Annotated in this window: 22 protein-coding genes and 2 pseudogenes; 14 read left to right on the forward strand and 10 right to left on the reverse strand. The window is 69.0% G+C overall.

Annotation, left to right across the window (positions count from 1 at the left end; translation table 11 throughout):
- Positions 1 to 363 precede the first annotated feature (363 nt).
- The 3 genes from AC067U_RS35440 to AC067U_RS35450 form a co-directional block, all read right to left on the reverse strand.
- Complete coding sequence (locus AC067U_RS35440) at positions 364 to 678, reverse strand: hypothetical protein (protein ID WP_478833962.1); 315 nt, start codon at positions 676 to 678, stop codon at positions 364 to 366.
- Between the two features lie 914 nt (positions 679 to 1,592).
- A complete protein-coding gene (locus tag AC067U_RS35445) occupies positions 1,593 to 2,063 on the reverse strand; it encodes a hypothetical protein (protein WP_478833963.1) in 471 nt (156 codons plus the stop codon).
- Between the two features lie 200 nt (positions 2,064 to 2,263).
- The gene (locus tag AC067U_RS35450; RefSeq protein ID WP_478833964.1) at positions 2,264 to 2,440 is read right to left on the reverse strand and encodes a hypothetical protein; all 177 of its coding nucleotides are present in this window, start codon (positions 2,438 to 2,440) and stop codon (positions 2,264 to 2,266) included.
- Positions 2,441 to 2,859: 419 nt separating this feature from the next.
- Here AC067U_RS35450 and AC067U_RS35455 point away from each other — a divergent pair, with 419 nt between their 5' ends.
- Positions 2,860 to 3,282 (forward strand): hypothetical protein, encoded by a 423-nt coding sequence (locus tag AC067U_RS35455; RefSeq protein WP_478833965.1) that lies wholly within the window; start codon positions 2,860 to 2,862, stop codon positions 3,280 to 3,282.
- A 97-nt stretch (positions 3,283 to 3,379) separates the two neighbouring features.
- Here AC067U_RS35455 and AC067U_RS35460 read toward each other — a convergent pair whose 3' ends face one another.
- Positions 3,380 to 3,748 carry a hypothetical protein gene (locus AC067U_RS35460; RefSeq protein ID WP_478833966.1) on the reverse strand — a complete coding sequence of 123 codons (369 nt, stop codon included), beginning with the start codon at positions 3,746 to 3,748 and terminating at the stop codon, positions 3,380 to 3,382.
- Between the two features lie 590 nt (positions 3,749 to 4,338).
- Between AC067U_RS35460 and AC067U_RS35465 the strand changes: the two genes are divergently transcribed.
- The 4 genes and pseudogenes from AC067U_RS35465 (at position 4,339) to AC067U_RS35480 (ending at position 6,355) form a co-directional block, all read left to right on the forward strand.
- Positions 4,339 to 4,779 (forward strand): hypothetical protein, encoded by a 441-nt coding sequence (locus tag AC067U_RS35465; RefSeq protein WP_478833967.1) that lies wholly within the window; start codon positions 4,339 to 4,341, stop codon positions 4,777 to 4,779.
- A 523-nt stretch (positions 4,780 to 5,302) separates the two neighbouring features.
- Positions 5,303 to 5,668: a S24/S26 family peptidase gene (locus AC067U_RS35470; protein WP_478833968.1), complete on the forward strand. Its 366-nt coding sequence runs from the start codon at positions 5,303 to 5,305 to the stop codon at positions 5,666 to 5,668.
- A gap of 91 nt (positions 5,669 to 5,759) precedes the next feature.
- A pseudogene (locus AC067U_RS35475) lies at positions 5,760 to 5,981 on the forward strand (IS630 family transposase); the annotation flags it as partial.
- 47 nt (positions 5,982 to 6,028) lie between these two features.
- The gene (locus AC067U_RS35480) at positions 6,029 to 6,355 is read left to right on the forward strand and encodes a transposase (RefSeq protein WP_478833969.1); all 327 of its coding nucleotides are present in this window, start codon (positions 6,029 to 6,031) and stop codon (positions 6,353 to 6,355) included.
- Positions 6,356 to 6,367: 12 nt separating this feature from the next.
- Here AC067U_RS35480 and AC067U_RS35485 read toward each other — a convergent pair whose 3' ends face one another.
- From AC067U_RS35485 to AC067U_RS35495, 3 genes are all read right to left on the reverse strand, one after another.
- Positions 6,368 to 7,285 carry a recombinase family protein gene (locus AC067U_RS35485; protein ID WP_478833970.1) on the reverse strand — a complete coding sequence of 306 codons (918 nt, stop codon included), beginning with the start codon at positions 7,283 to 7,285 and terminating at the stop codon, positions 6,368 to 6,370.
- Between the two features lie 548 nt (positions 7,286 to 7,833).
- Positions 7,834 to 8,805, reverse strand: a complete 972-nt coding sequence (locus AC067U_RS35490) for a quinone oxidoreductase family protein (RefSeq protein ID WP_478833971.1) — start codon at positions 8,803 to 8,805, stop codon at positions 7,834 to 7,836.
- 330 nt (positions 8,806 to 9,135) lie between these two features.
- A complete protein-coding gene (locus AC067U_RS35495) occupies positions 9,136 to 10,329 on the reverse strand; it encodes an MFS transporter (protein ID WP_478833972.1) in 1,194 nt (397 codons plus the stop codon).
- Between the two features lie 54 nt (positions 10,330 to 10,383).
- Between AC067U_RS35495 and AC067U_RS35500 the strand changes: the two genes are divergently transcribed.
- The 4 genes from AC067U_RS35500 (at position 10,384) to AC067U_RS35515 (ending at position 16,139) form a co-directional block, all read left to right on the forward strand.
- Positions 10,384 to 11,139, forward strand: a complete 756-nt coding sequence (locus AC067U_RS35500) for an AraC family transcriptional regulator (RefSeq protein ID WP_478833973.1) — start codon at positions 10,384 to 10,386, stop codon at positions 11,137 to 11,139.
- Positions 11,140 to 11,215: 76 nt separating this feature from the next.
- Positions 11,216 to 11,686 (forward strand): hypothetical protein, encoded by a 471-nt coding sequence (locus AC067U_RS35505; protein WP_478833974.1) that lies wholly within the window; start codon positions 11,216 to 11,218, stop codon positions 11,684 to 11,686.
- A 520-nt stretch (positions 11,687 to 12,206) separates the two neighbouring features.
- On the forward strand, positions 12,207 to 13,343 hold the full coding sequence (lepB, locus tag AC067U_RS35510; protein ID WP_478833975.1) for a signal peptidase I: 1,137 nt from the start codon (positions 12,207 to 12,209) through the stop codon (positions 13,341 to 13,343).
- A 303-nt stretch (positions 13,344 to 13,646) separates the two neighbouring features.
- The gene (locus AC067U_RS35515; RefSeq protein WP_478833976.1) at positions 13,647 to 16,139 is read left to right on the forward strand and encodes a DUF6185 family protein; all 2,493 of its coding nucleotides are present in this window, start codon (positions 13,647 to 13,649) and stop codon (positions 16,137 to 16,139) included.
- A gap of 201 nt (positions 16,140 to 16,340) precedes the next feature.
- On the opposite strand, the gene AC067U_RS35520 is transcribed toward AC067U_RS35515, so the two are convergent.
- Positions 16,341 to 16,901, reverse strand: a complete 561-nt coding sequence (locus tag AC067U_RS35520; RefSeq protein WP_478833977.1) for a hypothetical protein — start codon at positions 16,899 to 16,901, stop codon at positions 16,341 to 16,343.
- A gap of 192 nt (positions 16,902 to 17,093) precedes the next feature.
- Between AC067U_RS35520 and AC067U_RS35525 the strand changes: the two genes are divergently transcribed.
- Complete coding sequence (locus AC067U_RS35525; protein WP_478833978.1) at positions 17,094 to 17,237, forward strand: hypothetical protein; 144 nt, start codon at positions 17,094 to 17,096, stop codon at positions 17,235 to 17,237.
- 211 nt (positions 17,238 to 17,448) lie between these two features.
- On the forward strand, positions 17,449 to 17,811 hold the full coding sequence (locus AC067U_RS35530; protein ID WP_478833979.1) for a DUF6193 family natural product biosynthesis protein: 363 nt from the start codon (positions 17,449 to 17,451) through the stop codon (positions 17,809 to 17,811).
- A 495-nt stretch (positions 17,812 to 18,306) separates the two neighbouring features.
- On the opposite strand, the gene AC067U_RS35535 is transcribed toward AC067U_RS35530, so the two are convergent.
- A complete protein-coding gene (locus tag AC067U_RS35535; protein ID WP_478833980.1) occupies positions 18,307 to 18,792 on the reverse strand; it encodes a lamin tail domain-containing protein in 486 nt (161 codons plus the stop codon).
- A gap of 1,208 nt (positions 18,793 to 20,000) precedes the next feature.
- Here AC067U_RS35535 and AC067U_RS35540 point away from each other — a divergent pair.
- A complete protein-coding gene (locus AC067U_RS35540) occupies positions 20,001 to 20,267 on the forward strand; it encodes a protealysin inhibitor emfourin (protein ID WP_478833981.1) in 267 nt (88 codons plus the stop codon).
- A gap of 329 nt (positions 20,268 to 20,596) precedes the next feature.
- Positions 20,597 to 20,942: pseudogene (locus AC067U_RS35545) on the forward strand (type 1 glutamine amidotransferase family protein); the annotation flags it as partial.
- Between the two features lie 397 nt (positions 20,943 to 21,339).
- Here the strand turns inward: AC067U_RS35545 and AC067U_RS35550 are convergent.
- Positions 21,340 to 22,185, reverse strand: coding sequence for an SDR family oxidoreductase (locus AC067U_RS35550; protein ID WP_478833982.1), 846 nt, complete (start codon positions 22,183 to 22,185; stop codon positions 21,340 to 21,342).
- A gap of 619 nt (positions 22,186 to 22,804) precedes the next feature.
- On the opposite strand from AC067U_RS35550, the gene AC067U_RS35555 reads away from it, so the two are divergent.
- Positions 22,805 to 23,488: a maleylpyruvate isomerase N-terminal domain-containing protein gene (locus tag AC067U_RS35555; RefSeq protein ID WP_478833983.1), complete on the forward strand. Its 684-nt coding sequence runs from the start codon at positions 22,805 to 22,807 to the stop codon at positions 23,486 to 23,488.
- Positions 23,489 to 23,529: the final 41 nt, after the last annotated feature.

Below are 23,529 nucleotides of genomic sequence, written 5' to 3' on the forward strand. Positions count from 1 at the left end.
TCAGCCGCACGGAGAAGGCCCTGGCCGCCGCCTAGGAACGCGAGGCCGCCACCGCCCGGCAGCAGCCGGCACCCGAGCCCCCGGCATGGCTGGTCGAGCGCGGGATCGGTACCGACCGGCTCCCGATCCGACTCCACACCGGCGACTGCTGAACGCCGGCAAGCGCTGCGTCCCCGCGGCTGCGGAGCAAGTCCGCCAACTCCTGGCCGAGGTCATACCCGCATGTGTCCACTGCCGCCCCGGCGCAGCCCCCGGAGGGCTCGAATGTTCGTTGATGAGGGAATGGTGTGGGGATGGTGGGGATCGGAGAGCAAGTGTGGGCCCGCCGACCGTCAGGTCGGCGGGGCCCGGTGATCTGGTGCCTCAGCTGGTGGTCAATTCATCAGCACGAACATGGAACTCGACCTGGCCGTCGACTGACTCCAGCCCCCATGGAGCGAGGGAGACGGTCAAGGTCTCAGCAACGGGGCTGTCAGTGTCTTGGAGGATGTCGCAGAGGACCTTGATCCTGACGGGGTAGTTCGAGGCCGGCGTGAGGACGTTGGAGTCGTCGAAGACAGCCGCCTTGTCAATGATGCTCCAATGGCGGTCGTCAGCGTCGGTGATGCGGACCTCGACCAAGCCGGGGAAGGGCTCGTGGCTGACCCATCGGACGGCGTCGCAGTTCAGGAAGGGCATGTCTTCAGACTCTGCCATCACCGAACGCGTCCGGCAGCCTGAATTCGGCAGGCTGCCGGATCGCAGTGCTGGTCAGGGAGTCCGGCGAAGGGGCACGACGTCGGGGAGCCCGCTGGGGACTGTGGGCCGGGCGGCCTCCGGCGTCGCCAGCAGGGCGACGATGGTGACTGGTTGGGGGCAGTGGAGACAATTGCGGATGGCGGTCGGTTCCAGCGGATCCCGCTCAGGCGCCTGCCGCAGGCCGCCTCGTGGTGCTCTGGCGGTCGCGGGCTGGTCGGCCGCCGGCGGTGTGGGACGTGGTGCTTCTCCGAGCCTGCGCGCGCGGTCTGCGTCCCGGGCCTGGTCGCGTTGGCGTTCGGCTTGCCTGCGGCATGCCGAGGAACAGTAGATCTGGCGGATGGTCCTGGGTGACTCGAACATGCCGTCGCAGACGGGGCACGGACGTTCCTCGAGAGCGTCCTCGCCGGTTCGGGAAGAGGTCCGGCATTCGTCCGAGCAGTAGATCCGCCGGTGACTCGCCGTGGTAGTGAACTCGGTGTGGCAGGCAGGGCAGGTCTGCTGGATGGGCCTGCGCTGGCGGTTACTCTGTTTGCAGGTGGGTGAACAGAACACCTGCCGGCTGATGCGGGTGGCGACGGTGAACACGGTCTCGCAGACGGGGCAGCGGCAGGCCATCTCGGGGTCGACCTCAGCGGTTTCGAAGGCGGGATCAGGAGACACGGGCATTCACCCCGGCGCGGAGTGCTTCGGCCTGGTTCCGGTGTCCGCGGAGCGCAGCCGGGTCAGGGTTCCCGGCGTGACGATGCCGTCGTCTGTGGTGCGGGCCAGCGGGAAGCTGTCAGTCTCCTGTGGAGGCCCTTCGGCGGGCATCTTCGCCGGTAAGGAGCAGGGCGAGCATGCTCGGGCCGCGGAAGTTAGTGGCGGCGCGCGGCAGGTGGGGGCGGTTCAAGGGCGGGGCGCAAGTCGTCCTGGTCCTTGAGGACGGTGACCTGGTCGCCGTCGGCGGCGTACGAGACCACGCCGCTCCACCGGCCCTCCCCGCCGCGCCGCCACTCGGTGAGCAGGCCGGGCAGCCACCGGCCGTTCTCACGGACCAGGCAGGGCTTGGCGGTGCGGGACGGCCGGTAGGCGGGGAAGCAGGGGATGCAGGCGCCGCGGCCCTGGGCCATGGCGTCGGCGAGTGCCGTACGGGTGGGCTGGTGAACGTCCCGGCCGAAGCGGGCGGCACGGGCCTGGCCGTCGGCGAGGGCTTCGCAGGCGACCGTCCGGTGGAAGACGGAGCCGCCGCGAGTGGTCCAGACGTTGGCGGTAAGCCCGTGCGGCACCGGCTTGCAGTGCCCGCACTGGCCGACTATCAGTCCGTGGTCGCAGCGCTGGTCGGTCATCCCTGCATCCTGCCCCGGCAGCAGCCGGAGATCAATGACTGTCCGTCAGTCCATCGTCCCCGACGAACGGGTGGGGCGGCCGCATGCGGAGGTCCGAATGCTCCTTGGCAAGCCAGCGGTGCTGTTCGACAGGTCGTCCGTCGGTCGCCGGCCGTACTGGATCCAGGCGTACAGGCCCTCCAACGAGCGGGGCCAGACCTTCAGCCCGGCACCGGCCAGCTCGCCGCTCTCCCGCAGGATGGCCAGTCGAAGAGCAGCTCGCGCAGCGCCGGCCCGCCCTTCTGACCGGCTACCAGGGCGGTGGCGGCGCCGACCACCAGGTCGGCGAGCTGCAGGCCTGGGAGGCGGTCGGGCGAGCCCATCACGAAGCGGTTCACGATCCGGGACGCAGCGGCGTACTCGGTGCCTGGTGATCTCCTTACCGTGGCCGTCGGGGCAGTGGCCTGCGTGGACGCGGAAGGGGCGAGGGCCGTAGCCCGTGCGGTGCACCTCGAGCTTCCAGTCGGGCACCCGTGGCTGCGGCCTGCGGGCCGCAGCGGCGGTCTCTTGCCGTTCCAGCGGGCCAGGGCCTCGCGGGGCTGGCCGAGCTGCCACTCCAGCCGGCCGACGACCGCCCGGTGCCGGGCGATCTGCCCCGCAAGATTTCGTTCACATGTTCTATTTTGGGGGCGGTGGCTCGTACGGCTCCGGCCGGGCAGCGTTGTCCGGTCTCACCGAAGCCTGAGCGTTCTCACCGAAGATTGACTCGCGGCTCCGGCGTCCAGTCACCGATGCCTGGGCAGGTCGTTAGCTGATCATGAAGATGATCCATTCCATCGGCAGGGCCGCCTGGGCTCTCGGCGGCACCATCGCGCTCATCGCCACGCTCACCGGCCCCGCAACCGCCGCAGCCGACCCCGACACCATGCTCGTGACCGTGAACCTGCACACGCTCACTTGCTACGAAACTGAAGACCAGGACGGCGGAGACGAGGTCTACCTCCAGATCAACGGTCAGACGGCCTGGAACTCGGCCGACACCATCGACTGTGATCACAACGCCCCGACTGCTCGGCCGGTCAACCGGCTCGCCAAGACCGGCGACACGGTCTCCCTGCATGAGAAGGACTTCCCGGACGCCGACGATCACCTCGGCAGCGACACGATCGAAGGCGACAAGGGAACCTTGACCTTCAACCTGGACGATGCCCTCTACACCCTGGACTACGCCCCCGCGTAGAAGGCCTTGAACAGGCCCCTCACCGCCACCCAACCCTCCAGAGGGGCTGGCGGGCGCTGCCCAGCGCCCGCCAGCCTCCGCGGCCGGACCACAGTGATCAAGCTCCGCTGAGCCGAACAGGACAAGCGTGATCAAGCGCGGCGGCGCGGTGTGCGGCCTTCAGCCGCCCTGGTGTCTTCTGGGCCGCCCTCTTTCCGGCCTTCTTCTTGGCGGGGAGCCCGTGAACGGTGGCCTCGGTCTCGCCCCGGGCCTCCCGTGCTTTCTGCACGGATGCTTCCAGGGCGGCCATGGGGTCAATCACTGGCGCGGGTGCCTCGGGGGGTCGTGTGCTCTCCCCGTGGGCCTTGGCCGCAAGGAGTTCTTCCACGGCGTCGCGGTAGTTGTCGCGGATGCCTTCCAGGGTGTCGGTGGCCATCGCTTCGGTGAGGGCGACGGCGGCCTGGACCTCGTCCTCGGTGACGCCCACGGTGGGGGCCGGGACGTCGGCCTGGCGGATCTCGTCCGGCCAGCGGAGGCCGTGGAGGACCAGGACGTCGCCGACGACGCGCAGCAGGCCGAGGCGTTCGCGTTCTGGTCCCGCCAGCGTAGGAACACGGCACGAGTGGCCCTCAAAACAGCCGACTCAAGGTCACCCACATCTGCGACAGCGCCACACCCGTCGCACTGGCCGGCCTTCAACACACCACCGCCGAGCTGCACAAGCCACCGTCACCGTGAAGGGCGTGGTCGTCCACGGTGCCCTGTGCCAGGCCGGGACGGACGCGTCCGGTGACGCATGCGGCCCGCAGATCCGGTCGAACGCCCACAACAGTCCCCAGTACACCTGTGGGGATCTCGTGTGGGCCGCGCCTGGGTGCGCGGGCCTCGGCCAGAGCCCGCTCGACGCCTTCGATCCGCTCGTCCTGACGGTACGGCACTGCGTGCCAGATACTGGCGCGCAGCTCACTGAGGTCCGAAGAGCCCTCTGGGTGAGCAAAGTTGAGGCATGATCAGGCATCGTCAGATTCGAGCTAGAGTGGGCATTTCCAGCCAACACATTTTTTTCCTGGGGGACCCTTGCGCCTCAAGAGCAGTCTCGTCGTCACCGCCGCGGCTCTGGCCACCGTCATCACTCCGCTCCTCGCCAGCCCCGCGGCCGCGGCGTCCGGCACCGAGCAGACCGTCTCGGCCAACTCGTACTACGGGCGCATGGCCATCGGCTGGCGGATCAACCCCTACCGTCTCGACCCGATCCAGATCACCGCCAAGGACTACGTTACCGACGGCTACGTCGTCGGCATCCGACTCATCACCAACGGCGAAGCCGGCCACAAGGTCTGGAAGATGCGGACCGTGCCCAGCGGCCAGACGACTGCCTCGTGGACCACGTACCTGGAGGCAGGCTGGATCGACAACGCCTACTTCGAGGTCTGCAAGATCGGCGCCAGCAGCGGCGTGATTGCGAGCTGCGAGGCATCGGGCGTGATGGTCAACCCGTTCGACGACTCCTCCATGTAGGACGCACGACGAGCGGGTGTCGCCCGTACACGGGTGACACCCGCTCTCGCCTGTCTGCGACCGTCGGCCCGGGGCCGGTGAGTCCGCCTTGAAGCAGACGATCAGACGGCCCTTGTCCTTCTCGTCGTACGGCTTGCTGATCAGCGTTGCCGAGATGAAAAGCCGCCCCTTGGCGTACCGGTGCTCGGCGGCCATTTCGGAGAAACCGGTCTCCGAGTCGTGGGACGCCTCGTCGGAGGCGTCCTCCATCAGCATGGCCCACTCGAAGGTCTTGCCGTCGATACCGACGATCCGGCCGCCCCAGTTGCAGGGCGGACGCCCTGCGGATTCCCGCTGCAGAGGGACAGCGGGAGTGACCCGTGATCCGCGACAGCCTGTCGCCCTCTTGAACCGACCCCCGGGTCGAAGCCTCGCGACGGTCCGCCCGGAAACTGGTGCCGCATCAGGCAACGTTCGCCTTGCTTGTGAAGCATGGAGAAGCAAACCGGTGGGTTGATGGAGGGGAATCTGCCACGATCGTCGGATGGGTGCATTGGATGCAGTGGCAGGCAGGGTTGCTGGCGGGGCCACCGTGGCGTTCAGGCCCAGCGGGTCCTCGATGGTTCCGCTGATACGCAGTCGGCAGCAGGTGGTCGTTGCTCCGCTCGATCCTTCCAAGTTGGAGGTCGGGGACATCGTCCTCGCCCGTGTCGCCGGGACGGTCTACTTGCACTTGGTGTCGTCCGTGGACCGCGCCAGGAAGCGGGTGCAGATCAGCAACAACCGTGGCCGCGTCAATGGCTGGACCAGCCACGATCGTGTCTTCGGTATCTGTGTGGCAGTCGACGGCGTCGCCCGGTCGGCAGTCATGGGCAAGACGCTCAGGGCCGATTCAAGCGACTCCTCCTGAACCTGACGCTACGGCGGCATCGGGCCGCCAAGCATGCGGGTGGCAGAACGAGTGCGCGTCCGCGAGATCGATGGCGAACGAGGGTCGGCGTGCGGCGAACAACGCGGAGATCGCCTACACGCCGACCAACTCCTCCCGGCTGAACCGGATCGAAGCCCAGTTGACCGCCGTGCGCTACTTCACCCTCAACGGCACCGACCACGCCGACCGCAAGGAACAGGGCAGCATGATCCGCCGATACATCATCCGTCGGATCCGCCGTGCCGACGACCGGCGCCTACGTGCCGTCGTCGACCGGGCCAACGTCGCCTGATGCGGCACTAGGCCGTTTTCTCGGATCATCTGATCGTTGGTTGATGTGTGTCGGTCACTGACGCCCAGTGGGCACGCATCGAGCCGTTGCTGCCGGACCGGACCCCTCGGCGGGGTGGGTGGTGGCGTGATCACCGGCAGGTGATCGACGCGATCGCGTTCAAGTACCGCACGGGCACGCCGTGGATGGGCCTGCCCGAGCACTTCGGCTCGTGGAAGGGCGCCTACAGCAGGCTGCGGACGTGGGCGATCGACGGCACATGGGACCGCGTCTTCGCCGCCCTGCTCGCCCAGGCCGACGCCGAAGGCGACCTGGACTGGGTCGTCGCGGTCGACTCCGGCCTCGGGGAACATCGGTACAGCGGTTATCGGTGAGAACGATCTTGGTCAGGGCGTGAGCGTGCTGATCCGGTTCCCGTACTCGCGGCGGGCCTTGCGCTGGGCCGGGACTGCGGGGAGACCCTGGCTGCCGTCGAGCGGCTGGCGGCGGGCGAGGAGCTGTCGGTGCACGGCGGGGACGGCGCTGACGCGCAGGGTGAAGCCCTGGCCGCGCCGTACGGTCGCCCCTTGGTCGAGCGCGGCCCGCTCGGCGGGCTCCGGTTCGGCGGTGCGGAGGAAGTCGGCGACCTTGCCCGGCATGTCGAGGGTGACCGGCGACTCCGGGGCGGGGGCGTCCTCCTCGGTGGCGGTGTGGTCGGGCAGAAGGTCGGCGACGGCCGTGCGGATCGCGCCGCGGCTGACCCGGTGGTCGCGGGCGAGGGCGGCGATGGAGCGGCCTTCCAGGTACGCGGTGCGCACGTCGGCGGTCTTGCCGGCCGGGACGGCGGGGCGGCGTCCGCCTTTGCTGCCCTTGGCCTCGGCGGCGCGCAGTCCGTCGTAGGTCAGCTCGCGCTGGAGGTCGCGTTGGAGTTCGCCGGCGGTGGCGAGGGTCTGCACCATGAACTTCACGGTGGACAGCAGCTCGCCGGTGCGGGGGTGGCGGGCGGTGAGGTCCATCGCGGAGAACGCGCCGTCGTGGATGCGCAGCGCCACTTGGTCGCGGTGGAGGACGTCGAGCACGTCGAGGATGTGGCCGGTGCCGCGTACGAGGCGGAACATCTCGGAGATGTGCACGGTGTCGCCCGGCCGCGCGTAGGTGAGCAGTTCGCCGAACTTCGGGCGCTGGAGGGGGTGGCGGCGGCTGGAGGTGCCCGGGTCTTCCTCGAAGACGACCGGGTCCTCGATCCCGGCCTCGGCCAGGACGAGGTTCTGCCGGGCGGTGGACTGCTGGTCGGTCGAGACCCGCTCGTAGACCAGGTTCGCCACCGAAGGGCCGCTTCCGTACGGAGGATCGGACCTATCTGTCGTCAAACCCTGTCAGCAATCACCATCGGATCTGATTGGATTCGCACCGCCTCGAGCCCCCGGATTGCACGGGTTCATTGGACACGACGCCTCCGTGTCGTCAAACGATCGTTTGCCGACAGGCTGGGCCGGCTTGATCCGGCCGCCCGGGTCCACTGTGCTTGACAGCGGACTGTCCGGGCGGGTCGGGCGGGTCGGGCGGTGGGAGGCTGCGGGTCGTGTCTGGGTTGATCTCGGACAAGCTCACCGAACCAGCCGATGAGGGAAGCGATCTGGAGTGCGGGCACGCCCTCGTTCGCTGTGCGGGCCTTGTTGTGCCACCGACGGAATGGGCTTGCCCAGGTGACGAGACGCGGTCGACGGTCGGCCGGGCATCTCGACTCTGCCCGCGCTCGCACCGCAGCTGGCTCCCGTTAGCGGTCATCACCCGGGATCGCGGACACAGCTGCGCGGGATCGACGCCTGGCGGAAGCCACGTTCCTGCAGGTCAGTCAATTCCGTCGGTTGCCCTAGGGGATGACGAGTAGCTTGCCGGTGGTACGCCGAGCCTCCAGATCGCGGTGAGCTTGGGCGACCTCGGCGAGCGGGTAGCGGGCCGTCACGGTGGTCTCAAGCGCCTTGGTGCGCACCAATTCAAGCACGTCGGCGGCGCGCCGGAGCAGCTCGGACCGATCGGCGATGAAGTGCCCGAGGCTTGGCCGGATCAGGGTCAGCGAACCGCCCTGGGCGAGCCGGATGGGGTCGAAGGGCGGCACTGCACCACTCGCGGCGCCGAAGAGCACCAGGTGGCCGCGGGTTCGCAGGCTGGCGAGGCTCGCATCGAAGGTGTCCTTGCCGACGCCGTCGAAGACGACAGGCAGGCCCTGGCCGCCATGGAGCCGCTTCACCTCGGCCGCGAGATCGTCCACTGCAGAGTAGAGGATCACCTCGGCGGCCCCGGCGCGCCGCGCCAGCTGGGCCTTCTCCGGTGTCGAGGTTGTGCCGATCACTCTGCCGCCGAGATGGGTGATGAGCTGGGTCAGCACAAGCCCCATGCCGCCGGCAGCAGCGTGCACGAGCACCGTGTCGCCTGGCTGGACCGGGTAGGCGTCCTTGACGAGGTAGTGCGCCGTCATGCCCTGCAGCAGCACGGCGGCGGCGGCCTCGAAGTCGACGCCCTCGGGCAGGGGCACGAGCCGGGAGGAGTCCACGACGGCCTGCTCGGCATAGGTGCCGGGAATCTCCACCCAGCCGACCCGGTCTCCCACAGCGACGTGGGTGACGCCGGGTCCAACCTCGAGGACCGTGCCCGCGCCCTCAGTGCCCGGGGTGAAGGGCAGCGGGAGGGTGTACCGGCCCTGGCGGTGGTATACGTCGAGGAAGTTGACGCCGGACGCGGCGACCTCCACGACCGCCTGGCCCGGGCCCGGCATCGGTTGATCAATGTTGACCAGTCGCAGCACCTCGGGACCGCCCACTTCGGAAACCTGAATCGCTCGCATGACCCCTCCTGAAACGGCTAACTTCCCTCACCAACTCCGGTCGTGGCGATCCGATTCCCGCTCGCGGTGAGGTGTCGTAGCCGTCTCGTGCCCACGTGGGAGAAGGGTGCCACCGACGGAATTGGCCTGCCCAGGTGACGAAACGCGGTCGACGGTCGGCCGGGCATCACGGCTCTGCCTGCGCTCGCACCGCAGCTGGCTCCCGTTAGCGGTCATCACCCGGGATCGCGGACACAGCTGCGCGGGATCGACGCCTGGCGGAAGCCACGTTCCTGCAGGTCAGTCAATTCCGTCGGTGGCCCTTGTTCATGCACACTGATCCGTGCAGCTCTATGCGTCCTGCCGCGCGGATGCGGGTGCGGGCGCGGGTGCGTCGGCTTGAGGCTTGGGGGCGGTGGGTTCGGGCAGGGTGCGGAAGAGGAGCCAGCTCAGGGCAGGCACGACGATCAGGGGGGTGAGGGCTGTCTTCAGGGAGGTGGAGTCGGCCAGGTGTCCCAGTAGGGGGCTGATGAGGCCGCCGATGCTGACGGTGAGGCCGAGGGTGACGCCGCTGGCAGTACCGATACGGGAGGGCAGGTAATCCTGGCCCAGGGTGACCTGGAGGGAGAAGGGGACGTACAGGCCGACGGAGGTGAGGGCCACGAAGAGGAACATGGCCGGGCCGGGTGCGTAGATCACTCCGGTCACGGCGGCGACGGAGAGCAGGTAGGACCAGCGGGAGACATGGACGCGGTCGTAGCGGTTGGCCAGGGACCCTCCCAGGACCGAGCCGACTGCGCCGCCCAGGAACAGCAGGAACAGGGCGATGGTGCCCGCGCTGGTGCTGCCCTGCATGCGCTGCTGGGCGTAGAGGGAGATGAAGGTGCTCAGGCCGGTGAAGACGATGGAGCGGAAGACGACCGCCAGGGACAGCTTCACGAACGAGGCCACATCATCGGCGCCCCGCGGTGCCTCCGTCTTGGACGCGCTGGCCTCGGGCCGGGCGAGCATCCGGAGCACGGGCACACACAGCGCGGCGCCGGCGAGCGCGGGCAGGACCAGGACGGGCGTCCAGCGCAGGGAGCCGTGTCCGATCACGGCCGACACCATGAGCGGGGCAAGTGCGAAGCCGATGTTGCCGCCCAGGGAGAACCAGCCCATCGCGCTGTGACTGCCTTCGCTGGCCAGCCGGGCCACGCGGGCCGACTCCGGGTGGTAGGCGGCCACCCCGATCCCGGAGACGGCGACGAAGAACAGGGTGAGCTCGTAGGAGCCGCTCAGGCCGCTGAGCGCGATGCCCACCCCGCCCAGCAGAGTGCTGACCGGCAGCAGCCACGGCATCGCCCGCCGGTCGGTGAGCGCCCCGAACACCGGCTGGGCCACTGACGACAGCAGGGACGCGGCCAGCACGATGCCGGAGGCGACCGCGTAGGTGTAGTCCCGTTCGGCCACGAAGAACGGGATCAGCGCTGCGACGGCGCCCTGGTAGATGTCGACGCAGGCGTGTCCCACGGCCAGCAGGGAGATCGATGTATTCCTTCGCACCCTCCCATGCTGGGAGAAGCACACGGTGTCGCGCTTTCGGTAGATTGACAGGTGATGCAGAAAGTCCGCCACGAATCCGTTGCGCCGACCCGGACCCAGCGCCTGGCCTCCGGCGGCGAGATCGATGCGCACCGCCATGACGATCACCAGATCGTCTACGCCGGCCGGGGCACCATCGCGGTGACCACCGACGCCGGTTCCTGGGTTGCCCCCGCCACCCGCGCGCTCTGGATCCCCGCCGGCACCGTCCACCAGCATCAGGCACACGGCGAACTCGACCTCCACCTCGTTGGCCTGCCCGCCACCGACAACCCCCTCGGCCTGGACAAACCCGCCGTCCTCGCCGTCAGCCCCCTTTTGCGCGAACTCATCGTCGCGTACACCCGCGACCCCGACAACGACAGCCCACCCCACCTGCGCCTGCGCCTGCGCCTGCGCGCGGTCATGCTCGACCAGCTCGCCCTCTCCCCCGAACAGCCGCTACACCTGCCGGTCCCCACCGACCCTCTGCTCCGCGAACTGCACGACATCCTGCGCGCCGACGCGGCCGACAACCGCTCACTCGACGACCTCGGACGCCAGATCGGCGCCAGCGCCCGCACCCTCTCCCGCCGCCTCCGCGACGACCTCGGCCTCACCTACCTACAGTGGCGCACTCAGATCAGGCTCCACCACGCGCTGATCCTCCTGGCGGACGACATCCCCGTCACCGCGGTCGCCCACCGCTGCGGCTGGTCTTCCGCCAGCACCTTCATCGACGTCTTCCGCCGTACCTTCGGCCACACTCCCGGCGCCCGCCCCGCCACCTGACACAGGACCAGGTCGCGCCTACGGGTGTACAACGCTCCCGGCTGCCGGAGGAACGACAGAGGGCACAATACGGTCTATGGGCGCCCCGATCACGATCTTCAGAGTGTTCCGCTACCAGCCGTGCGGACGCGAGTTGCTCGTGCGCGTGGTGCGGCCGGCCGCGTCCAATGCCGACCAGGGGGCCCTGGACGCCGTCGACCGCGTCGCCGACGCGGCGGCCGAACACCTCCGCGACCAGTGGCAGCAGCGGCACCTGCAGCCCGTGTGCGCTCACCCGCACACGTCGAGCGTGGTCGCCGAGATGCAGGAGGACCCGGTTGGTGACGACCTCTTCGGGCCCGGCCACCGCCCCCTCGCGGTGTGGATGGCGCAGACGAAGTACGGCGCGCCGTGGACGGTCCTGGGGACCGCGGCCACCGAAGCGGAGTTCTGGCAGAGCGTCCGGCTCGACGAGTCTCTGCTGCGCCTCGGCCCGCTGGCACCCGCCGAACTACGCCATGTCCACTTCCTCACCGACGAGGACATCCCCAGGCTCACGCAGCCCTGAGGGACCTCCCGCCCGGCGCCAAGCGGCTCGTGGAAAAGGGTCTGCCCGGACCGTACGAGCCGAACGCGGCCGGCCCGGGGCGGGCTGGTGCGTGTACAAGACCGCCCCCTTGGCGGTGGTCCCGGTGTCGACGAGCGGGAACCCGGCCGGCACGGCCGCGTCGGCGTAAACGCGCCGGTCCTGCCGGGCGGACACGGTGAGGCACCCGAGCTCGTCCACGGAGAAGACCTCGGGGCCCGCGACATCGAGCGTGCCGCCGAGCGGAGGAGCGGTGGCGACATCGGCCGGCACCTCGACCACGTCGGCTGCCGCAATGGGCCGGAGGAGCGTGGCGGGCAGCCGGACCGCGTCGTCGGTGGCGGTCCCTTCCCACCCTCTCGGATGCTCGTCCAGGGACGCCACACTGACCTTTACACCTGGCGAATGATCACTTTCCTACAGTTGGCCAACTGGGCCACTGACGTCCAGTGGCCACGTGCCGGTCGGTCCAGTGGTCCAGACGCGCAAAGGAAATCAGCAGATGAGCTCGAAGGAGGCGACTGTGCGCCGGGGACTCGGCGGAGTGGCCGGCAAGTTCGGCCGGCCCATGGGAGGTGCGGGTGCCATCTTCCGGTTCCCGGGACGATCGTCCCGGGACACGAACTCCGGCGATGGCACTGCGCGGAGTGAGCCGACAGGTGCTCCGCGCGCGAAGCGCCCTTGGTGGGCCGAGCTGCTGCTCCTGGCAACCATCGCCCTGCTGCTCGCCTTGGGGATCAAGACGTTCTTGGTGCAGGCGTTCTCCATACCCTCGGCCTCGATGCAGAACACCCTGCAGGAAGGCGACCGAGTCCTGGTGGACAAGCTGACTCCGTGGTTCGGTAACAAGCCGCAGCGCGGGGAAGTCGTGGTCTTCCGTGATCCCGGCGGTTGGCTCCCGGAACCGGCCCCGAATGAGAGCAACGCGGTTCTGCGCGGCGCGCAGAACGTACTGAGCTTCGTGGGCCTGCGGCCGTCATCGGACAAGACTCTGATCAAGCGCGTGATCGCGGTTGGTGGCGACACCGTGGAGTGCAACGCCGGCAGTCCGGTGAAGGTCAACGGAGTGCCGCTGGACGAGCCGTACATCTACCCCGGTTCGACATCGTGCGACGACTACCCGGTCGGGACGGTCAAGGTTCCCAAGGACCGGCTTTGGGTGATGGGGGACCACCGCAACGACTCCTTGGACTCTCGTTACCACCAGCTGCAGAAACCCGGCGACGGCCTTGTTCCAGTGGACAACGTGATCGGCCGTGCCTTCACCGTGGCCTGGCCGGTCACCCGCTGGGCCACACTGCCGGTGCCCGCCACTTTTCACCAGGCGGACCTCGATGTTCTCGCTGCCAAGCCGACCGTGCCCCAGGGCGCCGTACCCGTCGCCGTGGCACTCGTCGGAGCTCTCCCCCTCACACGGTGGCGCCGTCGGTCGCGAAGGCGGTTGAACGACACGGCCGGCACTCCGCAGCCCTCGCCCACACTGCGGCACCCCGAGCCTGGGCGCGGAACAACGCCTACGACGTGCCCCGCCTCGGCCGCATCCCACCCGAGGTACACCGAGCCTGGGAAAGCGCCCGCCGACGCGTGGCCCGGCCCAACCCAGACCAAAGTCGAAGGCGCCGGCACGTACTGCGGCTAGTTGATGTTGAAGGCGGACACTCGGTGTTCACTGCCAGCGTGACCGTGAACGTCGCCGCCAACTCTCCTTGCAGCATCGTCAATACGGTCACTGTCACTGGCGGTGGCAGTGCCGCCGACTCGGCGATCGACACCACGACCATTGCCGGCGGCAGCTCCGGGGACAGCAGCGGAGGCGGTGGCGGGCCGTCGATTCACACGCCTGGGGAAGTGACCACCGGCCCTCGGCCGCTGGAGTGGTTCCGCTGGTGTGTTGACGTGTCGCACGGCGTCGTGCGCGTCTCGCCGGGAGGATCCTGGGGCGGTGATCCGTCCCAGCTGGTCCGCACCGCGCCTTCTGAATGTGCTGCTGGCCCTCTGCCTCATACTCCCCCTGGCGGGGCAGGCCGGCGCTGCCGAAAGCACCTCGACCGGTTGCCGAGCCGACCAACTCAAGGACGCCAAGGTCACGGCACGGGCTGAGTTCGAACACCGCGGCAACGACTACAGCTTGTTCACGAGCACCTTGGACATGAGCCTGCCCACCGTGTGGAAACATGCCCCCGCACTGCTCCTGGACGTCCACTCGCCGGCCTACCGCACCGCGCTGGCGTGTCTGGTGGGGAAGCCCTTGGGAGAGGGAAACGACTTCCGGGATGACGAGTGGCGGTTCAAGCCGGTGACCGTGAAGGCCGACCGCCAGTGGGTCAAGGTGCACTACGAGGCAGCCACGTGGGTCCAGACCCTGTCTGTCGTCGCTGTCGGTCCCTGGAGGCTGACAGTCGGGAAGGGCGACTGGCGCATCGCGCTGCAGCCCTCCCCGGCCCTCAAGGGCGCGAGCTGGGACAAGGTGCACGTCAGCTTGGGCGGGCCGGGAGCCGTGACGGCCGATCCCCCGCCGGCCTTCGGCGAAGGCGGCACGAAGCTGAGCTGGCAGCACAAACAGCCGAAGAAGTTTCCCACGGTCACTTTCCGCCCGCCTCCGGCACAGCACTGGAACTTCATCACGACGTCGGTCGAGGCCGATTGGCGGGCATGGGAGGCATGGGGCGGCTACGGCGCATCGGCTGCGTTCTTCTACGTCGCCACGGGCGGGCTGTTGCTGGTCGCGGGGCGACGGCTGAGGCGCAGCCTGGTCGGTAAACCGATGCCGGAGCAGTCGAAGGCGCTGCAGTTTCTGCGGTGGTGGGCGCTACTTCTGGTGTTCCTGGGCTTGCTCACCTACCTCGGTGACACCCTTTTCGGGGTTCTGCAGCAGCTGATGCACTGGGAGGCCGACTACTGGCCGACAGCGGCGGTGTTCATCCTGGCGTTCCTCGGGCTTGCGCTGTGCCGGCTCGGCGCTCTTCCGAAGCGCCTTCGTGTCTGTGTGTACGTGCTCGTCCTTGGCGTGACTGGCTGCTATGTGCTGGCAGAGGTCCTTGAGCTCACGGTGCTGCCCACTGCCGACTACCCCCTGGCCCCTCCGGGCTGGACCGCAGCCACGGCCTGCACTGCACTGATCGCCGTATGCTGGCTCGGTGTGATCGCTGCGTCCCAACGGATCCTGCTGATGAAAGAGGCACGGATCCCGTCGTGGGTCATGGTCTGCGCCGCCGCTGCGGCGGCGATGATGACCGTCCTCTGGGGATATCTCGCCTTTGAACGCCACTGGGACCGGGTCAGCTGGCTCGCCGACCCGCGGGGGCCTGATTTTGAGATCTTCTGGGCACTGACGCTCGACTCGTGGTGGTGGTCCTTCCCCGTGACAGTCGTGGATCCACTGCTGTACATCGTCTCCTTCATGGCCTCGCTGGCCCTGCTGGGGGTGTTGCGGGTCTGTCGGGTCGAACAGTACGAGAAGGCGTCGTTCACACCGAGCTCGGCGGAGAAGTTCGTCCTCCTGGTGCTTTTCGCCGTCACCCTCGCGCCCGATACGTCCTACTACGGCTTTTCCGCCTATGCCCTCACCCTGCTGCTGTGCCTGTGCACGACCTGGGGAGTGCTCGCCCTGGGCTCTTCTGTCTCCGTACTGGAGAAGCCCTTCGCCGACGATGCACCGCTGGGGAAGGTGATCTCACACACCGACAGGGCCGACGTACTGCGTCTCGCCCGCCGGTTCCGGGAGCTCCAGGCGCGGCTGCACCATCTCAACGCCGTGAAGCCGTCGGAGCGTTCCGCGGAGCAGGAGTCGATCGAAGCCGAGATCGACCGGCTGGACCAGGCACTGCCGGAAGGAGTCAGGCCGGCCGACCTGCCCTTCGCCTGTGGCCCCATGTCCACGTGGTGGGGCAACGCTCGCAGAGGGGCGGTCAACGCGAGTCTCATCGGGCTGCCCGTGACCGGCCTGCTGTACTGGATCGAGGCGGTCAAGGGCTACTCCTGGACGGTGACCACGCAGGATGCGGCGGGATTCCTCTGGATCATGGCCTCGATCTTCTTCTGGCAAGTCGCCTGGATCGTCGGAGGCTTCTTCCTCGGGGCGCTGTGGCGTGACCTGCCGGGCCGTCACGGGCCGACGAAGGCGATCTTCGTCGCACTGGCCTTCACCGTCCCGGCAGCCGCGGACTTCCTCATCGCGCAGGCCCTGGGAGAGACCACACCGAGCGTGATCGGCGAGATCGCCGCGTTCGGCTCGGTCATGACCTGCACGGGGCTCGTGATGGACCTGCAGACCTTTCAGGGCGAGCGGCGCTACTGGCCGACCAACGCCAGTCTCGTCGCCTACGTCTACCGGATGCGATTCGCCTCGGTGGCGTTCTTCCTGGCACAGCTGCTCGCACTCGCCACGCTGTGGAAGACGCTAGGGGAGGTCGGCCCGGCGGCACCGAACCGGTAGTGGTGTCCTGCTGTTCGGTGCAGGCCCTCTGACAGCCGTGACGCGCGGGGCGAGCTGCGGCCGATCACGATCTTCGAGACTCTCCGAGAGCTCTCGTCGCTGCAGGGCCGGAGCCTGTGCCTGGCGCATCAGACGAAGAAGCCCCGGAGCGGTGGTGTGGTCACCGCCGCTCCGGGGCTTTGCGCTGTTGCGCGGGAAGGGTCAGGCGACCGTCCCGGTCGCGGTGCTCGTGGCGGTGCCGGAGTCGTGGCCGGTGCGGTGCGCGGTCACCTTGACGGTGATCCGCTTCCCGCGCTGGGCCGCAGCCGGCTTGAGCGTCGTCCCGGTCGCCCCGGCGATGGCCTGCCCGTTCGCGTACCACTGGTAGGCGTACGAGGTCGGGGCGGGCGTCCCCGTGCCCGGGTTCGCCGTCAGAACGTTCCCGACCCTGGCCGTTCCCGTGACGTCCGGGGCCCTCGTCGCCTTGGGCGCGAGGCCCTTGGTGACCTTGTACGAGCCCGACGTGGACGTCCCGCTCTGGTGCCCGGTGCGGTGGGCCGTCACGGTCACCGTGAGGTTCTTGCCCGGGGCCGACGCGGGCAGGACGTAGCTCGCCCCGGTGGCTCCCGCAATGGGCGCTCCGTCGATCCGCCACTGGTAGGCGTACGAGGTCGGGGCGGGCGTCCAGGTGCCCACGACTGCCGTGACCTTGCCGCCCACGCGCACCGCTCCGAAGACGGTCGGCGGCTGCGTCGCCTTGGGCGCGACCCCCTGGACGAGCACCCCGGCGCTAGGCCGTTTCTCTCCACCTCGCGGCCATCCACGTCTGGACCGCGAGGTGATCCCTAAGAAACGGCCTAGGCGGGCTTCCCTCTGCCCAGAACGCTGGACGTCCTCTACTCACTGACCGGCTTCGTCGTCGGGCAGGCCGCCGCGCAGGCGGGCAATGTCGGCGGGGCCGACAGTCTGGCCTCGTTGGACCTGGACGCGTACCCGTTGCTGGTCGGCGCCGCCCGCGAGTTGGGCGAGGACGCAGCCCAGGCGCGGTTCGACTTCGCACTCGCCGCGCTGATGTCCGGATTCGAATCGGAACTCGCTCTCATCTCGGCCGAGGAGTGAAGGCGTCGACGCCAGGAGACCGTCCCGGGCCGTCGCCATCAAGCCCGCGCCGACAGTGCGGCCCCCGTGCCGACCACCCGAGGCACCGAGGCGGATCCGCACGCCAACACGGAGCCAAACGACGGCAGTGCTGCAGGCCACGGCACACCGACCCCTCCCCCGGCACGGACGAGGATTGCTCCGGCAGGTGCCACCGCCGATGATCGATGACATGAGTACGGAAACCGTGGTCGAGAAGACCTGGCGCATGTTGGTGGAGCGTCACCCCGAGGCCCGCCGCGGGGATCCTGCGGTGATCGAAGCCGCGTTCTCGGAGCCGCGTCTGCGCAGGCTGTTCCCCTTCCCGAGCCACGGCTGCCTGACCTTCCACCGGAACACGCACTTCCCGTGGAGCAACGACCTTCCCCGCATAGCCGGCGGAACAGGGGCCTATTTGGTGTATGCGGGCGACTCTGCCGCACTCCTCGGCGAGGTTGCCACACCCCAGGAGGCTGCCGCGCTCGTCGTCGCACACCTTCCGAGCGACTGCGGGGCCGCCGTGGAGGGACCCTGGCCTGGGTCGGACTCTCCCTGAGACACAGCGAAACGAAGGGACGGAGCATCCCATCTGGGGCGGCGAACCAGAGCGGAGGGCTTGACCGAATGGGGTCGGGGGGCCCTCCAAAGCCCGGCACGGATGCGCGCATCACCTCGCACGAGCGGAGGTGAGCTCAGGCGGGCAGCAGCTCGCGGGCGCAGGCGCGCAGCCAGACGTGTGCCGGGTCGGCGTCGTGGCGGGGGTACCAGGCGAGCCCGACGGGCAGGGCGGGAGGTCCAGCTGGACTTCGAACTGGTCGATGCCTCGGCCGTTGGTGGTCCGCGGCTACCGAGGCGGCGGCAGATGATCCGGGGGCGCGGAGCGGGCGGGTACAGCGGCCGGGGCGAGCCCGCTACCTGACCAGGGGTGGGGTCCGCCTGTCTGCCGCCGGCCTTCGGGCACCACCCCGCCTGGGCAGCGGCGCGATCAACGCCCTCTGACGCAGTCCCCGCTGCCGGCTCGGAGCCGGCAGCGGGGCTTCCTTTCTGCCGCTCAGCCGTGGAAGGTTATGTAGCCGTTGCCGTCACGGTCGTTGGCAGCCTTGCTGTAGGCGTGGGTGTCGCCGTAGGCGCCACCGGGCTTGTACAGCTTCACGGTGTCCTTGTCGTTGTTCCACATGAAGTTGCAGCTGCCCCGGTAGGCGACGTTCCCGGCGTCGGACTCGGTACCGCGGCCCCCGCGCAGGCGCACGAAGTCCCCGGGCTCCAGGTAGTGGTTGATCTTGAACGTGTAGGCGTTACCAACGGCGTCCTTGACGGTGTGCCCCTTGAGATTGACGGTGCCGCGTGAGTAGTTCTTGATGACGACGTACTCTGCGGCGGTGTTCCCGGTGGTGCAGCTGTTGGAGTCACGGCCAGGGGCGTCGTACTGGATACCGCTGATCTTCAGCGCCGAGGAGTACTCGGCCGCCTGCGCCGGGACAGCCGAGAGGGCAGCCACGGCCGCAGCGCCGGCCACGACGGCAAAGGTCTTCTTCACGTAGGGTCCTCCCCTGGTTGGATGTTGAACCAGGTGAAGATACACGGAATGCCCTGACGACAAAGCGTGTCGCACGAAGGGTGAGACGGGGCCGCCAAGGGTGGCGGCGTTCTGCCCGCACCGCGAGGAGCACCGGGCCGGTCAGGGAGGTTCATGCACCGCTGCCCGAACCTGTTCAGCAGTTGGGAATCGTTCCCGACCCAACGTTGAGTTGCCCGAGTAGATCCAGCCGGCCGCCAGGAAGACTCCTCCGGAGCGACGTAGTCCCAGAGGTTGCCCGAGCTGTTACGGGCCTTGCACACGGCACACAGTTTCTTGGCCACCTCCCCGTCGGTCCACCCGGTGAAGCCGCAGGACGCAGCCGGCCCATACCTCAGTCGGGTCTCCTTGGTGGTGCGCATGCTCACGTTGCCGGCGGACCGGTCGGGGTCCCAGTTGCAGTAGTCCGCCACAGCGGCGGACGGAGGGGCGGCAGTCTGCCGCTGGGCACGGTGTCCGCCTGGGCGGTGCCGGCGAAGGCAAGCCACTTCCGTCTGCCCCTGGGCGCATGTCAGACCACCGAGGTCCGCGTGGCCCGCAGCCGCGAGCCACGCACGTCAGGGCCGAGCGCCGTGGCACGCGCGATGACGTCGTGGAGGCCCTGGTACCCGCGACGGCGGGTCCCTTGGTCAGGAGCTCCACCAGCACTTCGTGATGACGGGTGGCCAGTGAGGTGACGGTGTCGACCATGGATCTCTTCGGACCTCGGGGGTGAAGAGCGAAAGGGGTGTCGGGTCTGTGGCAACCCAACCCCCTTGAAGATGACGGGCGGACGGGGTGAGCGGCTCCCGCTCGTGCCCGGCCTTGAATACAAGCGACATCGGCTTAAGGCTTGCCTGGTCGACCGCAAGGTGGATCTTGGCGGCCAGGCCACTGGGATCAGCCTCCTCCACGCGCCGGCAGAGCGCCACCACTTGCGGAACGGACCGCAGGTGCGGCCCAGGGCCCGTACCGCACGGGCACCCAGACGCGCTGGACGGTGGGGCGAAGCCGACCCCTGCGCCCTCGCGTGGGCACGTTTTCGGCCGACTTGGCACGGGAGAGCCGGGCGGGGTGTCCGGGCCGGGGATGGCGGGGCAAACGCGTAGATGACCTACACAGCCGCCGCTGCCGCCGAGTCGCACGACCGGTGGTGGGCCAGTGGCAGGCACCGACAAGGAGGTTCCAGCATGCTGATCACCGTGGCACGTACGGGTGGGTTCGCGGGTCGCGAGCGCCAGGCGGCCGTCGACACGGAATGCCGACCCGATCGGGCGGACTTGGAGCTGCTGGCCGAACAGGCGCTCGGCGAGGACCGCACAACCGAGCAGCGACCGTCGGCCGATGGCTACCACTACGTCGTGCAGGTCGACGGCAAGGTCATCGACCTGCACGAGCCGCACCTCACCGATAACCAGCGGCAGTTGATCAGCGCCGTGCTGGAGGAAGGTGCTTGACGGACCAGTCGGCGAGCCCCGGCACGGAACGCCTCGGTCGCCGTGGCGCTCCCGTGCCCGGGCGGTGACCCGAGGCCAGGCTGCCGGGCGGCGGCACCAGGACTGTCGGCCGTGCCCGGGTCGATTCGCGCGGCCGGGCCGGCGGCCCGCGCCGCCGGCGCCGGCGCCGGTTCATGATGGTGAGTGCGCTGTCGGGCCTCGCCGTGGGATGAGGAAGGCGCGGGGGTGCGTTTTCGCGACTGCTGCCGGTGGTGGGGGCGTCCGTAGTCGAGTCCCACCCTCGAGGTCCCAGTGCGGCCCGCCTGCGGAGAGAGCGGAGAGCCCTCACCCTGTCGAACATCCACTTCGTCGTCACCGGCGCGACCTACTGGACGCTGGCGGACGGTACCCGCCAACCCACCGGCTTCTGGGCCGAGGAAGCGGTCGCCCGTACGACACACTCACCTACGACTCGCTCACCGCGGCGGGGCACCGGATCACCGTCGCGACCCCGGACGGTGTCGTCCCGACCGTGGACAAGGCCAGCCTGGCGCCCGAGTTCAACAGGGTCAGGAAGGTGCCGAGAAGGTAGCCGCAGCTCTTCAGGGCATCAGCGAGCTGCGGCACCCGATCGCTCTCGAGGACGTGGAGCCGGACGACTACGACGCCGTCTTCGATCCGGGAGGTCAGGGACCGGGGGCGTCCCGTCGCGCTGCTCATCCGCGTCCGCGAGCGCGCGACCGCCGTCCGCGCCGGCCCTCAGCGCGCCTGGTGTGTGATTCCCCGCTGACGGGGGAGCCCGGTCGGCCGGGGACCGGCCGACCGGCGGTGGCCCGTTCTCCGCCGACGGCCCGGGGAGGGGTTGCGTCGCACGGGGGCGCTGGGGGCCGCGGCCAGAAGGCCGACGAGTACGAAGACCGCGACGAGGATGAGCACGGTAGCGAGATTCATCTTCCTGCCTTTCGTCGGGTATTGACTGCCTGTCACTACATGTTGTTACCGAATCGGCTCCGGATAAACACGTTGGGTGACCAAGGGGAGAAGGTGGAGCCGCGCACGGCGGGGCGGCGCGCCCGGATCACCCGCACGCGGTTCAGTCGCTGCGGGTCCGGCCCCCCTGGCGCCTGACCCTTCTCACCCGTCGGTCGAACTCGGCGTTGAGTACGGGGGCAAGCACGCCCCCGAAGCGGGCCAGTACCCGTGTTCCGACGTCCGGACAGATGACGAAGCGACGGCGTTCCACGCCCGCCACGATCGCCGCTGCCACTCTCTCGGGGGATAGCGGCCGAATGGTGCCCGCGATCTCCTTCGTCTCCTCCGGCTTCCAGCGGTTCTCCTCCACGAGCTGAGGTGTGTTCACGTCGGGCGGGAACACGATTGCCGCGTGCACTCCGTACGGAGCCATCTCCGCTCGCAGGGATTCCATGAGACCGCGGACCGCGAACTTCGCCGGTCCGTAGGCGCTGTATCCGAAGACGCCCATCAGCCCGGCTGCTGAGCAGACCGCAACGACGCTTCCGTGACGGCGTTGCTTCATGCCCGGCAGAACTGCCCGTAGGCAGTGCAGAGTTCCGAAGTAGTCGACCGTCATCATCTCGTGGAACACGTCGTCCGGCAGGTCGAGGAAGTGCCCGGGGCGGGCCACGCCCGCCGAAGTGACCAGCACGTCACACGGCCTTCCCTGCTCGTGTTCCAGGTCCGCGAACGCGGCCTCCACAGCCTCCTTGTCACTGACGTCGGCCGTACGGAAAGCCACCGTGCCACCAACGGACCGCAGTTCGGCCGCCGCAGCCTCCAGTCGGTCGCGGCCTCGCGCGACAAGGGACACCGCCGATCCACGGCTCACCAGCAGGCGCGCCGTGGCAAGGCCTATCCCGCTGGATCCGCCGGTGATGATGGCATGGGCCGAAGCGAGCGCGGGGCGCGCCTGGCGAGTCATGGTCCCGCAGCGTAGGGAATGAGGTTCCGCCGGACAAGAGGACGAGCATCCCACTACCCCGGTCGGTCCGATTCAGGTGCGGCCCGCCTTTGACGCCGCGTGGACGTCGCACGCCCGCGACTACCGGGCCATGGGAGCCCATCGCCTGCCTGCGGCCATGGCTCCCATGACTTCGCGAACACCCCTGAGAACCTGGTGATGCGGCGCCAGAAACGGCGCGCTTCTCCTGGGCGGGAGCCTTGGGGGGATGGACTTTGAAGCAGCACCCCGGAGCCCCGGCCCATGGCCGCCTCGCCGAGCTCGCGCACCACGCTCGCGGCCGGATCGCGATCGACCACTCGTCGCGGTCGCCTCAGCCTACGCGGAAGCGCAGCGGGTAGAGGTTGTCGCACCGCATCACCCGCCGCTCGAACTGCCCCACCCGCTGACACGATGTCGTCGAACTCTCCACCGCGGATCCCCTGACGGGGACGGCGCCGCCCTCCAGGACGGAAGCGCTGGCCCCGGCGGAACGACCGATGCCAGCTCACCGGTCCCCGCCGTGAAGAACCACGTGCATCGAGCCACGATCGCATGACCGACAGGAGCCTGTCCGATGGTGATCAGTAACATCACCAGCGTGAATCAAGACCGAGTGCTCGAAGCCTTCCGTCAGGAAGCCGGGGCCCTGACCGATGCCGTGTCAGGGCTTTCCCAGGCCGAGTGGGACCTTCCGACACGCTGTTCCCCCTGGACCGTGCTCGACCTGTTGGGGCACGTATGCGTCGTGATCGACTGGCTACCGGACATGCTGGACGCGCCGGCACCCCATGAGCCGGAGATCTCGGCAGCGGAGTACTACCGCCCGGACGAGCGCTTCTCCCCCCGGACCAACGACAGCCGGATCGCACTGGCCCAGGACCGTGCGGCCCGGTCGGCCGATGGCGCCGCCTTCGCCAAGGACTTCGCCGCCACCTGGCAGCGGGTCGACAGGCTGTGCCGAGTCCAGCAGGATGGCCGGACCGTACGAACACGTCATGGCGACGCCATGCTCCTGTCGGAGTTCCTCCTCACCCGCGTGGTGGAGGTCGCCGTCCACGGTCTCGACCTCGCCGACGCACTTGGTGGCAAGCCCTGGCTGACCTCGGCCGCCGGCGACGTCGTGACGGAGTTGCTCCTCGGCACGGAACACGCCGTGGCCACCGACGAACTGGGGTGGAGCCGGACACGCTTCCTGCGCAAGGCCACCGGGCGGGAGCCGCTGAACGAAGCGGAGGCCATAGAGGTCGAACAACTCGGCATCCGCTGGCTCTCCCTGGGCTGACCCTCGGCGCTCGCCCGCAACCTCAACAAAGCGGGAATCGC

This window comes from Streptomyces sp. NPDC043853 (assembly GCF_056436025.1).

Bases quoted from the DNA above. Each gene is read 5' to 3' on its own strand.
- AC067U_RS35455 (WP_478833965.1), top strand. From the start codon at position 2,860: ATGAAGATGATCCATTCCATCGGCAGGGCCGCCTGGGCTCTCGGCGGC.
- AC067U_RS35440 (WP_478833962.1), bottom strand. From the start codon at position 678: ATGCCCTTCCTGAACTGCGACGCCGTCCGATGGGTCAGCCACGAGCCC.
- AC067U_RS35470 (WP_478833968.1), top strand. From the start codon at position 5,303: ATGGGTGCATTGGATGCAGTGGCAGGCAGGGTTGCTGGCGGGGCCACC.
- AC067U_RS35505 (WP_478833974.1), top strand. From the start codon at position 11,216: ATGGGCGCCCCGATCACGATCTTCAGAGTGTTCCGCTACCAGCCGTGC.
- lepB (WP_478833975.1), top strand. From the start codon at position 12,207: ATGAGCTCGAAGGAGGCGACTGTGCGCCGGGGACTCGGCGGAGTGGCC.
- AC067U_RS35500 (WP_478833973.1), top strand. From the start codon at position 10,384: ATGCAGAAAGTCCGCCACGAATCCGTTGCGCCGACCCGGACCCAGCGC.
- AC067U_RS35550 (WP_478833982.1), bottom strand. From the start codon at position 22,185: ATGACTCGCCAGGCGCGCCCCGCGCTCGCTTCGGCCCATGCCATCATC.
- AC067U_RS35540 (WP_478833981.1), top strand. From the start codon at position 20,001: ATGCTGATCACCGTGGCACGTACGGGTGGGTTCGCGGGTCGCGAGCGC.
- AC067U_RS35490 (WP_478833971.1), bottom strand. From the start codon at position 8,805: ATGCGAGCGATTCAGGTTTCCGAAGTGGGCGGTCCCGAGGTGCTGCGA.
- AC067U_RS35530 (WP_478833979.1), top strand. From the start codon at position 17,449: ATGAGTACGGAAACCGTGGTCGAGAAGACCTGGCGCATGTTGGTGGAG.
- AC067U_RS35445 (WP_478833963.1), bottom strand. From the start codon at position 2,063: ATGACCGACCAGCGCTGCGACCACGGACTGATAGTCGGCCAGTGCGGG.